Origin of the sequence: Cohnella sp. GCM10027633, assembly GCF_042675445.1 — a bacterium.
Lineage (GTDB): Bacteria > Bacillota > Bacilli > Paenibacillales > Paenibacillaceae > Cohnella.
This window is the reverse complement of record NZ_JBHTGV010000004.1, coordinates 97,246-112,413: the sequence shown is the minus strand read 5'-3', so window position 1 is coordinate 112,413 and position 15,168 is coordinate 97,246. Positions and strand designations below refer to the sequence as shown.

Below are 15,168 nucleotides of genomic sequence, written 5' to 3'. Positions count from 1 at the left end.
TTGAACACTGACGACGATTAACGGTTTGTGCCATCTATTATCCACTAGGCCCAGGACCGTAGTCCTGGGCCTTCTTTCGGCATTATTGAAAGATTTTGAAGGAATGCGGTACTTTACGGCGAATTTTTTGGTCAATCAATAAGTCGAACATACGTTAGAAAGGTAGGCATCACCATGGGGTTTTATATCAGAAAGTCCGTGTCTTTTGGTCCTGTTCGGTTTAATCTCTCAAAATCGGGGATAGGGGTATCCGTAGGCGTTAAGGGATTCCGCTATGGCATTAGTCCACGCGGTAGTTATATCCATATGGGACGCGGCGGTTTGTATTATAAGACAATGCTTACGAAGAAGACGGCCAGTCAACCTCGCCAGCGTGAAACCGAGCAACCGCAGTATATTCAAATTGAAAGCGCTGATGCAGCACGAATCGTGGATTCATCCTCTGAAGAGCTTGTTAATGAACTAACGAAGCAACGGAAGAAAGTCTCTTTCTGGCTTATCGGTGTATTCTGTTTCTTGGCTTTATCCGCAATTTCTTCAGTCTGGGCGATCGGACTGGTGACTTTAGTACCGGTTCTTGCCGTTATCGATTACAAGAGAAAAACGTCGTTGCTGTTCTATGACATCGACCGGGATAAGGAGCAATCCATTCAGGAGTTTTACGATTCTATGAATGAGATTATGTCAGCAAAGAGGAAATGGCACATACAAGCGACTAGTAAAGTCACCGATTGGAAGAGAAATGCCGGCGCAAGTCAATTCATTAAGAGAATAGCAACGAAAGTTAAGTATGGAACTCCTCGATACATAAAAACGAACGTCAAAGTGCCGATGATACAAGCGGGAGATCAAAAACTTTATTTTTTCCCAGATCAAGTGTTGATCTTCCAGAGACGAAGCGTTGGCGCCGTGGACTACAGCAACTTGGAGGTCTATTGCCGAGACTCCAGATTCATCGAAGAAGGTCATGTTCCATCGGATGCTCGTGTGGTCGATCATACATGGAAGTTCGTAAATGCCAAAGGCGGACCTGATCGAAGATTCTCCAATAATCGCAAAATACCGATCGTCCTGTACGCTGAGGTTTGTTTCCAAAGTCCAAGTGGATTGAACGTGGTGTTGCAGTTCTCGCGTTATAGAGCCGGTTATTTACTGCAAAATAGCTTGAGCAATTTCGCGCACGAGGTTCAACTTGAAGAGAATCAAGTTCTGCAAGAAATGGCTCCTTCGCTTGTTAAGCTGGATGAAGAGGACGAAAAAGAAGCGGATTTGTCGAGATATTCACTGATCGTGAGTCTCGATGAAATGGACTGGGAAATGTATTTCGAAGCTATTGAGGTTGTTCTTAATAGGCGTCAAGCCAGCGTGTCGAGCTTACAACGTAGCTTACGGATCGGATATACAAGAGCAGCGAGAATGATTGATCAGATGGAAGGGCAAGGGTTGGTCGGCCCCTATGAAGGCGAACTGCCAAGAAAAATCTTGCTGAGCCGTAAGGAATGGGCGCTCCTTCGCGGTCAGATCGTTAATCAGCCTGAATCGGATGATTAGGAAGAGAGTCCAGACCGTGCGGAGCGGAAATGACATAGCAGAAGGCTGCCGAATGGCGGCCTTCTGCTATGTCATTAAAGAATGGTTCCGTTCTATTTATCCAAAAGCCCCAAACTGAAGTTAGCCGGTGATCCTGGAATTATTCTCATTCAGAACATACGTGGTAGCTGAATAAGTCTTATAGTTGAACATCACTTCGCCGCCCCGATGACGATGTTGTCATGGATGGAAGCACTACCGACTCAGATAATATTGCAAGAAGCTCCCCTCCTGATTCGTACCGAAAGGATCCTTCCAATCGATCGCTGTTATGACGACACACTTGTATCGTCTTCTTCGGCAAGACGCTCCAAGAATATAGAGAAACTATTCGGCATTCGTACGAAAAGTTAAAAAAACGCTATCGATGTTGAGAATATCATCTGTTTTCCCTATATGTCTTCGCTTACTCTAAGAGTGGAGGATTAGATCGCGCAGGAAGTCAACGAATGGTATCGATCGGTGCAAGCCGAATAATCGGATAGAAGGATCATCGAGGAGGAGAACGCCATGTATTTCGGAGCTTGCTATTATCCAGAGCATTGGCCGGAGGAACGCTGGGAGACGGACGTGAAGCTGATGCGCGAGGCGGGGTTCAATCTGCTCCGCATCGGGGAATTCTCTTGGACGCGCACGGAGAGAACGGAGGGTAAGTTCACCTTCGAATGGATGGACCGCATTATCGGCATGCTGGGCGAAGCCGGGATTCAGGTCGTACTGGGAACGCCGACGGCCAGTCCTCCGAAATGGATCATGGACAGGCATCCCGACATGTACAAACGGGATATGTACGGCCATGTCCGGGGATTCGGCACGCGCATGCATTATTGCTTCAACAACGCGGATTATCCGCGGTACGTACGCAATCTGGTCGGAGCCATGGCGGAACGTTATAAGGACAATCCGAACGTGATCGGATGGCAGATCGATAACGAGTTCGGCTGCGTGGATACGACGTGGTGTTATTGCGACACGTGCAAAGCGGCGTTCCAAGCTTGGCTGAAGGACAAATACGGCACGGTGGACGCGGTGAACGAAGCATGGGGCACGGTCGTCTGGAACAACGAGTACAACTCGTTCGAAGAGATCGAGACGCCGAAGCTGACCGTCTATCAGCTGCACAATCCGGGATACCAGCTCGATTACCGGCGGTTCTCCTCCGACGCCGTGCGCAAATTCATGAATATCCAAGTCGATCTGATTCGCGGCATCGCGCCGCATCAGAAGATCACGCATAACATGATGGGTATCTTCAACGAGATCGACTATTACGAGCTGGCCAGTACGCTGGACGTGTCCGCTCTCGACGTGTACCCGAACTTTCCCGAAGGCGAGCCGGTCAACCCCTACACGCCAGCGCTCCATCACGATGCCACCCGCGGGTTCAAGGGGAGCAACTATTGGGTGCTGGAATTCCAATCCGGAACTCCGGGGGCTCATATTCTCAAGACGCCTGTCCGACCGGGAGATCTGCGAAGATGGTCCTACCAGGCGGTCGCGCACGGCGCGGATGCGCTTCTCTACTTCCGCTGGCGCACGGCCGTGTTCGGTAGCGAGCAGTATTGGCACGGCATTCTACAGCACAGCGGCGTTCCCGGCCGCAAATACGCGGAGGCGAAGCGGGTCGGCGAAGAGCTGGCGCGACTCGCTCCTTACTTAGAAGGAAGCGTAATACGCCATGAAGCGGCCATCGTGCGAGACTTCCAGAACGAATGGGCGTTCGAGATCCAGCCGCACAATCCGGGCTACAAGTACATGCGTCAGGTGAAGAACTATCACCGTTACTTCTTCGACAAGCATAACGGCGTCGACATCATCTCGCCGGTAGCCGACTTCGGTGCGTACAAGTTGCTGATCCTGCCGCACCTGGCGATCGTGGACGAGCGATTAACCGATCGAATCTACCGATTCGTGGAGAACGGCGGCACCGTGTTGCTAGACTTCCGTTCCGGCACGAAGCTGCCCGACAACCGGATGCGCTCCGAAGTGACGCCCGGTCCGTTCAGAGAGCTGCTCGGCATTGAGATCGACGACTACGGCATCATCCCGGACGGCGAAGAACAGCGGATTCGGTTCGCGGGGGACGATGCAGGGCAGGCGGACCATGCGGACAATGCGGACAATGCGGAGTATGCCTCCCGAGTCTGGTTCGACGTCATCGAGAACCGCGGGGCGGAAGTCGTGGCGACCTTCGAATCCGACTATTTTGCGGGAGCGCCCGCGGTTACCTGCAAGACGTACGGCCAAGGCAAAGCCTACTATACGGGAACGGAGCTTGATAGCCCGGCATTGTACCGCCTGCTAGACCGGCTCTGCCAAGAGAGCGGGGCCGTTCCGGAGTGGACAGCCGCGCATCCGGAAGTGGAAGTGGCCATCCGGAGACAAGGCGGAAGCAAACGTTATTTCGTGATCAATCACTCGGCAGCTTCCGTTACGATCGAACCGCCGTCCGGCTGCATCGATCTGCTGGAAGGCCAGCCGTCGCCGGAACGGTTCTCGCTGGAGCCAGGCGGCGTCAGGGTGCTGGGCAAGGATTGACCGGAACGATGGACGGGGAGAGCATTATACCAATAGTCACGACAACGGGACAAAGGGAGAGCGATTAAGAATGAGCCTGCTTAACGATATCTACAACATTAAGGACGGCATTCGCACCAAACGGGTATCGAGCTACGACCGCACGGGAGGCAATGCGGACTATGTGACGATTCAGGCCGGCGAGACGGCCGTGCTGGCGGACATTCCCGGCGCGGGCATCATCAAGCATATTTGGATCACGGTCAACACGCTCGATAAGATGATTCGCCGCAATGCGGTGCTGCGCATGTACTGGGACGGAGAAACCGAGCCGAGCGTAGAGGCGCCTCTCGGCGACTTCTTCGGTCAAGGCTGGGGCGAGGAGTACAACTTCATCTCGCTGCCGCTAGCTGCGGCGCCTGCCAAAGGGAAAGCGTTGAACTGCTACTTCCCGATGCCGTTCGGCAGCGGCGCGCGGATTACGCTGCACAACGAGTCCGACGAACCGATCCGGTCGTTCTATTATTACATCGACTATGAAGAGCACCCCGAGGTTCCGGCTTCGATGGGCCGCTTCCACGCCTGGTGGAACCGCGAGCTGACCGAGTCGCATCCGGAAGCCGGGGAGAACGAATGGAGCGTCCTTGCGCCGGAAGGCAAGAACACGAGCGATGCGAACAACTACTTGTTCGCCGATATCGAAGGCAAAGGTCATTTCGTCGGGGTTAATTATTACGTGGATAGCCCGGGCCCGATGTGGTACGGCGAAGGCGACGACATGTGGCTCGTCGACGGCGAAGACTGGCCGGGCTCGCTGCACGGCACGGGGACGGAAGACTTCTTCAACAGCTCCTGGTGCCCGAACGAAGTGTACTTGCATCCGTACTTCGGCTACGCCCGCGTGCCGGACAAGCTGGGCTGGATGGGCCGGACGCACTGCTACCGGTTCTTGCTGGAGGAGCCGGTCTACTTCGACAAGTCGCTGCGCGCGAGCATCGAGCACGGACACGACAACAACCTGACGCTGGATCTGAGCACCGTCTCGTACTGGTACCAGGTGGAGCCTCATAAGCCTTTCCCGGCGTTCCCGGCGAAGGAGAAGCGCCAGAACATGCCGGAGATTACGGCGAAGGACGTCCACCTCTGGCGCCACGAATGGCGGCAGGCGCTCGGCGGCGGCAAGAAGCTGTGGGGCAATGAACCGAAGGAATACAAGAACGAGGATGGCCAATAGTTGATCGGCTCCGTTAAGGAATAGAGAAGCATACAATCGCTGAAGAGCATGAATTTATTCATGCTCTTCTTCATTTTTTTTGGGATATGTTCGCGCTTCCCGCAACCAGCATATAGCCGGCCCCCCGAACCGTCACGATTCTCTCGGGATTGGCGGGGTCGACCTCGATTTTTTTGCGTCGCTTTCTTTTATTATTCTTTCATTGGTGGTCTTTATAATAAATCTATCTATTTGGAAAGGGGTTTTTATGATGAGATTACCCGGTTCTACGCAAATGCTGATAAAGGGATTTACGGTTCGAATCCTATTGGGATTGATGTTATTTTCATTGTTTTCTTCTTCATTTGCTTTGCCTGCGTCGGCAGACGCAGACAACGATTGGACGCACTGCGCGGATGAAGGAGGGACGTGCTCCCCTTCGGGAACGAAAGAGTTGCGATTCGGAGCGGATACCCGATATGTGACGAAAATCATTACCGGCGACGTCACTTGTTCAACGACGGGATTGGCCGTAAATGATCCCGCGGTCAATACCCTGAAAACCTGCGATATTCGCGATTTGCAACTGGATAGCGGGGTGACCGCGAACGGGAGCGGAGATCATCGGACCGTTACGGTTACGTTGAGCGTATATGCGGTACAAGCGGGCACGATAGAGGATTTGAGAAGCAAGATTACCGTGCGGAAGACGGGGGAGGCAACCTACTCGCCGCTGGGCATGAACGATACCGTCTCGAACGTAACGCCTGCAGCTTCGTCAAGCACGTTCTCCATTCAATTCGAGCAAGCGTTAGTCGGATCGGATAACTTCATCCGAATCGATGCCGAGGCATTCGAAGATAGCTCCGGGGATCTATACGATCAGATGCTGGTGATCGATAGTATCCGGTTCGGAGAAGGGACGGAGATCAGTCCATATGAGATTGCAACCGCGGAACAGCTTTTTAAGATCAGGGACGATAGGGGAGTCGGCGTTCATTATAAGCTGACGAATGATATTGATCTGAGCGGTTACTCCTCGGGAGAGGGCTGGATGCCGATCGGCGATCCTAATGCGCTCGTGTTCGAAGGTTCTATGGACGGGAACGGCTATACGATCAGAAATTTGACAATTAACAATACCAGCCGCATTGCCGTCGGTTTATTCGGTCAAACCGGCACGTCTGCCGTTATTACCCATATGAAACTTGAAGACGTCTCGATTAACGGAGATGCCTATGTAGGCGGATTGGTTGGATTTAACGAAGGCGCCATTAGCAACAGCAGCGTTACGGGTAGCGTTAACGGCGTCAATAACGTAGGCGGATTGGTCGGTACTAATTTCAATTACGCGCCGATCAGCAACAGCTATGCCGCAGCCGATGTTGGAGCCAGCACGCGCGGTGCCGGCGGACTCGCGGGTTCGAACGATGGAAGAATTAGCAGCAGCCACGCTCAGGGAAACGTGTCGGGGGGCAGTTACCTCGGGGGCTTGGTTGGCTGGAACTATGGGAATGGGTTCATTCGTGACAGCTACGCAACGGGAAGCGGGAGCGGAAACGACACGATCGGCGGTTTGGTCGGAATGAGTCAGGGCTATATCTTCACCAGCTATGCAACGGGGAGCGTAGCGGATGGCTGGGGGATGGGCGGCTTAGTAGGCGCCCAATCCGGAGGATTGATCAGCAACAGCTATTACGATATCCCTGTTGACAATGGTCTTGGTACGTACGTGTTAACAACCGAAGCTATGAAGCTTCAATCTACGTATGGAGGATTTGATTTTTCGAACGGCGTCGGGGCATGGGGAATCGATCCTGCTTATAATAACGGCATGCCATACCTTAAGGCATCGGTACCGTCAGCAGTTATTAGCGTAAGCGTAAGTCCGGCAACATCGATCGTGGCTGCGGGAGCAACGAAGCAGTTGACTGCCGTATCGTTAACGACGGGCGGAGCGGCTCAGACGGTAACCTGGACAAGCAGCGATAACGCGAACGTAACCGTCGACGCGAACGGATTGGTGACGGTTGCCTCGAATGCAGCGACAGGCGACTACACCTTAACGGCAACTTCAACCGCGGATACGAGTATAATAGGAACGGCAACGGTCAAGGTCACGCTTAACTTATCCGGAGTAGGCATTGACGTATTAGGCGGAAAAATAACCGGTACGTCGGCGGCCATGGAATATAGCTTGGACTCGACTGACGGAACGGATGGGACGTGGTTGAGCGCAAGCGATACGAGTACAGCCGTAACGTTCGAGGCTGGACAAATATATGTTCGCGAAGCGGGTGAGCCCACGAATGTTCGCCTCGTGGCGTCGATCGCTAGCGCAGGCGCGCCGAGCGGCATAGGAGTCGACGTGTCGGCTAACCGAATAACGGGAACGACAGCACTGCAAGAATATAGTACGGACAACGGCGCAATCTGGGCGAGTGCAACGGCACCTCATACGTCGCACGTTTTTGTTGGCGGAGAAGCGGTACGAGTACGCGTGAAAGCGACCGCCGGCGAATTGGCAAGCGCGGCCACGACGGCGATTCACGTAGCGACTGCTGCGGGAGCGCCGAGCGGCGTATCGGCGAATGTGTCCGGCGGGCAAGTTGCCGTGAAGCTTGTAGGCGCTAACCTAACGATGGAATACAGCAGAGATGGCGGCGCAACTTGGCAAGCCGTGACGTCCATGATCGCGGCAGGAACGGCAACGATAGACGTATCGGTATTTCCGAATGACAATCTGCAAGTTCGAACAGCGGCAACGACAAGTGCTCTGGCTTCTTTGGCAACGACGAAGTTGAATGTGGGATCAGTGACAAGCGTAACGGTAATTCCGGCAACAGCTACGGTCGTTCAGGGGGCCAATCGACAACTGACGGCTACCGTATCCGTCGTGGGCGGAGCACCGGGAACCGTAACTTGGACAAGCAGCAGTCCCAAAGTAACCGTCAATGCAGATGGATTAGTGAATGTAGCCGCAGATGCAGCGCCAGGCAACTATGCCGTTACGGCAACATCAACCTTCGATACAAGCAAATCCGGATCGGCAACGATTACCGTAAATGCAGTACCGGCTGGGCCGTCGGGCGGCGGAAGCAATCCGACGATCCCAACGCCTATAACCTCCACCTCCACGGACGGTACATTGACGCTTCCAATCGGAACGCAAGGCGAGGTTAGTCTGGAGGATGAAGTGAACGTCTCCATTCCGGCAGGCGCAACCAATCAAGAACTGCAAGTAACGATTACCAAATTGCTGGATACGAAGGCGTTGCTAACGAAAGATGAAGTTCTGGCTAGCTCGATCTTTGAGATTCTGAAAAACGTAACGGGCAATTTCAACAAGTCGGTAACGTTGACCTTCGCTTTCGATCCGGCAACCTTAACAAAGGATCAAAAGCCGGCGGTGTTCTACTACGACGAAACGAAGAGAGTATGGGTGGAAGTCGGAGGAGTCGCCGAGGGCAATCATATTTCCGTAGAGATTGATCACTTTACGAAGTTCGCCGTCATGGCGGCGGGCGGGCCAGTCGAAGAGATCGTTAACTTGAATGATATTAAGGGACACTGGGCTGAGGCGAACATCAAGCAAGCGGTAAGTAGCGGAATCGTTACGGGTTATGCGGATGGCACGTTTAAGCCGGATGTCGCCGTGACTCGTGCGGAGTTCGCGGTCATGCTGATGAATTCGTTAAAGCCTGCCTTAGATGGAGCGGCATTGACGTTCACCGATGCGGCTAAGATCGGAGATTGGGCCAAGAAGGCGATCGCGCAAGCCGTCCAATTAGGCATCATTACAGGCAATGTCGATGGTACCTTCCGTCCGGGAGCAACGATTACTCGCAGTGAAATGGCAGTCATGGTTACAAGAACACTCAAACTATCCATCGATGAGAATGTCGTAACCGGCTTCGCGGACGACGAGACCATCCCGTCATGGGCGAGAGGCGCAGTAGCGGCAATGGAGAAGATCGGAATTATGCAAGGTGCAGGAGCGAATACATTCAAATCCGATGCAACAACGAACAGGGCGGAAGCCGTTACCGTACTGTTGAGAATCTTGGAGCGGCTTAACTAAATAGGTTAACAAAAATGGAGGGATACCCTGAAGCCGGTGAACAGACGGCTTTAGTGGTATCCCTTTCAAATGATCGACATCGGAATGGTCTTTCGTAAAGCGGCATTCGTGAGCACTACCAACCTAATCGCTATGTTCGCGCGTGCTGGCAACCAGCATATAGCCGGCCCCCCGGATCGTAACGATTTTCTCGGGATTGGCGGGGTCGACCTCGATTTTTTTGCGCAGATTACTGACGTGTACGGCGACCGTTCTCGTATCCTCCAGACTCTCCATTCCCCAGACGAGCTGGAACAACGCATCGACGCTGACGACGCGATTCGCGTGTTGCGCCATGTAGGACAGGAGACTGAACTCTTTCTTCGATAGGAAGACGGTATCGCTGCCCATGTTGACGGACTGAGCGTAGTAATCCAGCGTCAGCCCCGGCAGCTCCAGCAGTTGTTCCCTTCTGCCCGTCGAGACCCTGCGAAGATGAGCCTTGATCTTGGCCATGAGCACTCCCGGACTGAACGGCTTCGTCACGTAATCGTCGCCGCCGTAGGAGAGCGCGCTGATCTTCACTTCGTCTTCCTCGCGGCTGCTCAGAAACACGATCGGCGCATTCGTGTAGCCGCGCGCGTTCCTGCACCAGTCGATGCCGTTCTCGTTAGCCAGCAGGACATCCAGCACGATCAAGTCCGGCTCGAAGGACGCAAGCAGCTTCATGGCTTCCGTCCCGTTATGACTGTAGACGGATTGGAACCCTTCCCTCTCGCAATACGCCTGAACAATCTCGCAGATATGGGGGTCGTCGTCTACGATCATGATTTTGCGAGCGTCCGCCACGCCTTCACCTTCTTTCATTCGCGATACAAGGAAGCGATACGTAGAAGATCGACCCCGTCTTGCCGTCGCTCTCCGCCCGTACCGTCCCTCCGTGCGCTTGTACGATTTCCCTGCAAATCGCGAGCCCGAGCCCGCTGCCTTCTACGCCCGTCTCCGCGTCCGGCCGTTCATACCTGTAATTGCGATCGAAGATTTGTTCGAGCTGTTCCGGAGGAATACCCATGCCGGAATCTTGTACGCTTATGATCGCATGGCGGGTATCGTTCGCCTCGTCCACGGATAACGCAATGCGCACCATTCCGCCGGACGAGGTGAACTTCATCGCGTTCGACACGAGATTGAACAACGCCTGCTCCATTCTCTGCGCATCCATCTCGACGACGGGCAGGTCGGGACTTGGATCTTCCGCGTCTCCGATATCCAGCTTGAAGTCCAACCCCGCGTCGCGCACGACCAGCTCGTATTGTTCATAGAAACCGCGCAGGAAGCGAATCGCCTGAACCGGCTCCATTCGGTACGAGACTTGCCCCGTCTCCAGATGAGATAAGAAAGACAACTCCTCGATCATGCGGTTAATCCGAACCGTGTTATCCCGGATATACTTCAGGTACTGCTCGCTGCGTTCCGGCCTGACCCTGTCCTGCACGGCTTCAACATAACCGAGCATGCTGGACAGCGGCATTCGCAGATCATGCGTAATATAGGCGAGGAGCTTCTTCCTCCCTTGCTCGGAGCGAAGCAACCGGTCATACGAGGCGCGGAGATCGTCGTGAGCCGCGGATAACGCTCGCGTGCGTTCTTGCACGGTCCGTTCCAAGTTCATATTCATTCCGGTCAGCTTGTCGTTAGCGTCCTGCAGCTCGCGCGCGATTCTCTCTTCGTTCGATGCCGCCCTCGTGAATCTGGAAGAGAGCAGCATCATCTGCGCGATCGTGAATACCAACAGACCAAGCGGAGCGGTATTCCCGATCGGCGACCATTCGTTGTAATACATGAAGTCGTTGATAACCGTAACCAGAGTAATGATCGACACCGAGAGGAAGGTCAGCGCTCCTTCTTCGCGCCTCGCGGCCGCTTGGACCAGACCGACCATCAGATACACCATTTGCAGAACGACGATCACGCCGATGATCAATAACATTTTCGAATAGATAATGGCAGGGGTTACCAGAACGACGAGACAGAGCGCGCCGGTTGCGATCCGGGTGCCCAGTCGGAACCATCGCGACACGTAATTCGGGAATATGCAATCGTAATACTTCGTGATGACGTAACCGCTGACGCAGAGGATCAGATACTCGATCTTGAACTGCAATTCCCACGGAAAATGAGAGAACAACTGCGTTAACAGGAGCTCGCCGACCAGCAAGGTTCGGATACCGAACAACACGGCGAACAGACCGAAGTACAACGGCGCCCTATCCTTGCGTCGCTGCAAGAACAAGAGCAGATTATAGATGCCGATTACGAGCAGGCTTGCCGTGATGAACATCTCCGAGGCAACGCTAAGATGGGTCTTGACCGTCAACGCTTCGCTGCCGCCAAGCTCGATAGATTTGGTGATGCCGCCACGATGATGATGGAAGTTCGCTACCTGCATAACCAGCTCTACCGTCGTGTCTTCAGGCTGGAAGAATACGAGCTTCGTTGCCAGATGCGGCGTCGCGTCGCTCTTGTCCGGACCGACCGCGCCGACTTCGGCCAGCAGCTCGCCGTTCACCCATAACTTATACGCATGGAAAATGGTGGGGATACGCAAAGCAAGCCGCTCGTTCCGATCCTGCTCGCTAAGCTCGACGACCATCCGAAAGGTTGCGAAGCCCGTACCATCCAACTGCCGACCATCTAATAAATAGCCAAGCCAGGAGCTGGGGATGGTGATCCATCGGTCGTGATTGCCGTCCGTGGCGGAACGAGTCCGTATGTCCTCGGGCGTCAGCAGCTCTTGCCAGTAGAACGCCCACTCCCCGTTCAGCTTCACCGGATTCTCGCCGACATGAACCTGCGTTACATCGAGAACGCCTTCTTCGCTCTTGAACTTCGGGGAGAACGGCGCGGAGATGACGGCATAGCTTGCCGCCAAACCGACAACCAAGGCGGCGGCGATAATACGGGAACCGAATCGAAGAATGCCCCTCATCATGAAGTCGACCCCAATCTACAAGATGCGCTACGAACCTGTCGATTCCTTCATGATAGCAAAATAGTGGCTCAGGGAGTAACTCCCCAAGCCACTATTTTTATCGCGCAGATGACGTTCGACAATGCTTGTCCTGATCATTATTGGATCAAGTAAAGGTCGACAACGTCCTGAATGTCTTGTTTCGTAGACATCGGCGTTCCGAAAGGATCGTTCCTGGAATCTTGATAGGTAAATACAAGGGCATTTATGATATCGCTTAAGTTCGAAGCCGTCACGCCGGTGATACCGGCAAGAGCGAATACTTCTACGGTAGGGGCGGATCCTCCGCCGAAAGGATTCAAATAGGCATAGATCGCATCTACCGTAAAGGCTTGAATAGACTCGTCGACAATCGCTTGAACTTGAGCCAACGTTCTCGGAAGCGGCGTTGCGCCGGTTTCCAAGTAGTATTGGACGGCGGACAGGTTATCCGACGTGACATCCGTAACGCCCGCATCGGCGAAAGTCGTTGCATCGACATCGTCCCAGTCGCCCGAAGCCGACGCTTCATTGATCAAATCCAACGGTGTTGCGGTTATTACGGGCGTGATCGTACCCGTGTATGGCATGGATGCCGTTGCCGGAGGCGTTGCCGAATCCGTCGCGCCGATCGTGAAGCTATAAGAACCGCTCGCGCTTGGAGTCCCGGTAATCGCTCCCGTGCTTGGATGTAAGGTCAGCCCCGAAGGCAGTGTTCCGTTCGTCACCGCGTAGGTAACGACGCCTGTTCCTCCGGATATCTTCGCTACGCTGCCGGTATAGGGCTGTCCCTCGGTCAACGGCGCAATCGAGCTTGGCAGTACGATCGGCAACGCGACCGTATATTCGAAGCTCGCAACCGAGCTATTCGTCGAGCCGGGCTTAACGGCGATGGCTTTGATCGTCGTACTGCTCGTAATGATGATCGGTCCCGTATACGGCGTGCTTGACGTAGTCGGCTCGCTGAGATCCGTCGTATAGTAGACCGCCGCGGATACGGTCGCCGAAGTCAAAGTAACTTGCGTTCCCGAAGTCACGGCGCCGCCCGCGGGAAGCGCGGCAGGCGTCTCGACGGTAGCCTGTACCGGCTGCGGAGTTGGATACCATGCCGCCTCTTCCTGCTTCTTCTCTTCTTCCTCTTTCTTCTTCTGTTCTTCCTGCGCTACGTATTGCTCCTTGGCTTCGAATGCGCCCGTAACGAGCAGATCGCGCGTTGCGTTCGTTTGACCGCCGAACTTTCCATCCGCTCCGTTGTCCACCAACTTGAGATTCAATGCCAAGGCGACATACCCCTTCGCCCAGTCAGAAACCGTAGAATCGTTCACGCCCGGCGTTGTCTTGGCTTCCTCGTTCTTGCCGAGTCCGCGAACGAGGAACGTCGCGAGCTGCTCCTTCGTCACCTTGCCGGCAGGATCGAATTTCCCCTCGCCCATGCCATCCGTGATCCCTGCCGCTTTCACCGCCTCGATGTACGGCAACGCGTATCCGTTCGCAGGATCGTCGGCTTTGACGTCTTTGAACGAAGAGGTTTGTAAGTCCTTGTTCACCTCCAAACCGTAGATCAACGCAGCAACCTTAGAGAATTGCGCCCGGTTCATCTCTTCCCCGATACCGAATTTGCTTTCGCTAACGCCGTCGAATACGCCGGCGGAGATCAAGGCATCGAATTTGGCTTTCGTTGCGGCATCCAGATCCTTCAAGTCCGTAAAGTCGGTCGAGGTCTTCGTTGCGCCTGCCGCAAAGCCGACGGAAAGTTGAAAGCACAGTAACGCCGCCATCCCTAATCCGACCACTTTTTTTCTCATCGTTCGTCCTCCTGAAGCATGATGATAGCTATCGATTTTCCTACTTTCGATTTTAGCATGGTAGATTCGTCCATCTAGGAAACCTAAAGAAAACTTTAAGATAAAATGCAGAAAACCAGCTTGGAGGGCCGTGAAGGCTATCCAAGCCGGTTTTTGGCGAAAGATGTTGAAGGATTGCGGAGCTTTACGGAGAATGTTGTGCTATGGTGACTTACGATTTGCCCGCCTCGAACTTATAACCGAAACCTCTGACCGTATGGATGAATCTCGGGTTCATCGGATCGACTTCTATTTTTTTGCGCAAGCGATTAATATGAACTTTGATAATATCGGACGAATACCCGGCCGGATCGATCCAGATTAACTCGTAGAGCTGCCTTGGATGATACACCCTTCTCTGGTTCTGCGCGAGCGTGAGCAGCAGATGCATCTCCTTGGCTAGCAGAACGACGGGTTGATCGTTCGCGATAACCGTCATTCGGTCCATATCGATCTCGAGTCCGGCGAAGATCAGCTTGCGGCCGGGTGCCCTCGTATCGGAGAGAAGCATCCCCCAGCGCAGATGGGAGTTGACTCTAGCGATCAATTCCAGAGGTTCGAACGGCTTGGTCATATAATCGTCGCCCCCGGACTGCAGGGAGTTCAGCTTATCTTCCATCCGCCGCTTCCCGGTCAGGAACAAGATCGGAAGCCGATACTGGCTTCTGATGCGGCGGCATAACGTGATGCCGTCCAGGTCCGGCATCTGAATGTCCAGTAGAATCAGATCCGGTTGCGTATTCCCCAGATGCGCGAGGCATTGTTCGCCGTTATAAGCTTGCAACACCTGGAAGCCCGCATGGGTCAGAATGAGATGCAGCATCTCTTGTACTGGAATATCGTCGTCAACGGTTAGAATAGTTGCCGTCATGGCTATGGACGTCCCTCTCTGCAATAGGGATAGGTTATGCCTCCTATCATATCAATTATGTCC

8 protein-coding genes are annotated in these 15,168 nt (G+C 53.9%); 4 read left to right on the top strand and 4 right to left on the bottom strand.

Annotation, left to right across the window (positions count from 1 at the left end):
* Positions 1-174 precede the first annotated feature (174 nt).
* From ACFQZG_RS12035 to ACFQZG_RS12020, 4 genes are all read left to right on the top strand, one after another.
* Positions 175-1,551: a DUF4236 domain-containing protein gene (locus tag ACFQZG_RS12035; RefSeq protein WP_378152734.1), complete on the top strand. Its 1,377-nt coding sequence runs from the start codon at positions 175-177 to the stop codon at positions 1,549-1,551.
* Positions 1,552-2,100: 549 nt separating this feature from the next.
* Complete coding sequence (locus ACFQZG_RS12030) at positions 2,101-4,128, top strand: beta-galactosidase (RefSeq protein ID WP_378152732.1); 2,028 nt, start codon at positions 2,101-2,103, stop codon at positions 4,126-4,128.
* Positions 4,129-4,198: 70 nt separating this feature from the next.
* Positions 4,199-5,341 carry a glycoside hydrolase family 172 protein gene (locus tag ACFQZG_RS12025; RefSeq protein ID WP_378152730.1) on the top strand — a complete coding sequence of 381 codons (1,143 nt, stop codon included), beginning with the start codon at positions 4,199-4,201 and terminating at the stop codon, positions 5,339-5,341.
* A gap of 250 nt (positions 5,342-5,591) precedes the next feature.
* On the top strand, positions 5,592-9,401 hold the full coding sequence (locus tag ACFQZG_RS12020; RefSeq protein WP_378152728.1) for an S-layer homology domain-containing protein: 3,810 nt from the start codon (positions 5,592-5,594) through the stop codon (positions 9,399-9,401).
* Between the two features lie 123 nt (positions 9,402-9,524).
* On the opposite strand, the gene ACFQZG_RS12015 is transcribed toward ACFQZG_RS12020, so the two are convergent.
* The 4 genes from ACFQZG_RS12015 to ACFQZG_RS12000 all read right to left on the bottom strand — a co-directional run bounded on the left by ACFQZG_RS12015 (position 9,525) and on the right by ACFQZG_RS12000 (position 15,105).
* Positions 9,525-10,229: a response regulator transcription factor gene (locus tag ACFQZG_RS12015; protein WP_378152726.1), complete on the bottom strand. Its 705-nt coding sequence runs from the start codon at positions 10,227-10,229 to the stop codon at positions 9,525-9,527.
* A 4-nt stretch (positions 10,230-10,233) separates the two neighbouring features.
* Positions 10,234-12,372 carry a sensor histidine kinase gene (locus ACFQZG_RS12010; protein WP_378152724.1) on the bottom strand — a complete coding sequence of 713 codons (2,139 nt, stop codon included), beginning with the start codon at positions 12,370-12,372 and terminating at the stop codon, positions 10,234-10,236.
* Between the two features lie 137 nt (positions 12,373-12,509).
* Positions 12,510-14,195, bottom strand: coding sequence for a chitobiase/beta-hexosaminidase C-terminal domain-containing protein (locus ACFQZG_RS12005; RefSeq protein WP_378152722.1), 1,686 nt, complete (start codon positions 14,193-14,195; stop codon positions 12,510-12,512).
* 211 nt (positions 14,196-14,406) lie between these two features.
* On the bottom strand, positions 14,407-15,105 hold the full coding sequence (locus tag ACFQZG_RS12000; protein WP_378152720.1) for a response regulator transcription factor: 699 nt from the start codon (positions 15,103-15,105) through the stop codon (positions 14,407-14,409).
* Between the last annotated feature and the right edge of the window lie 63 nt (positions 15,106-15,168).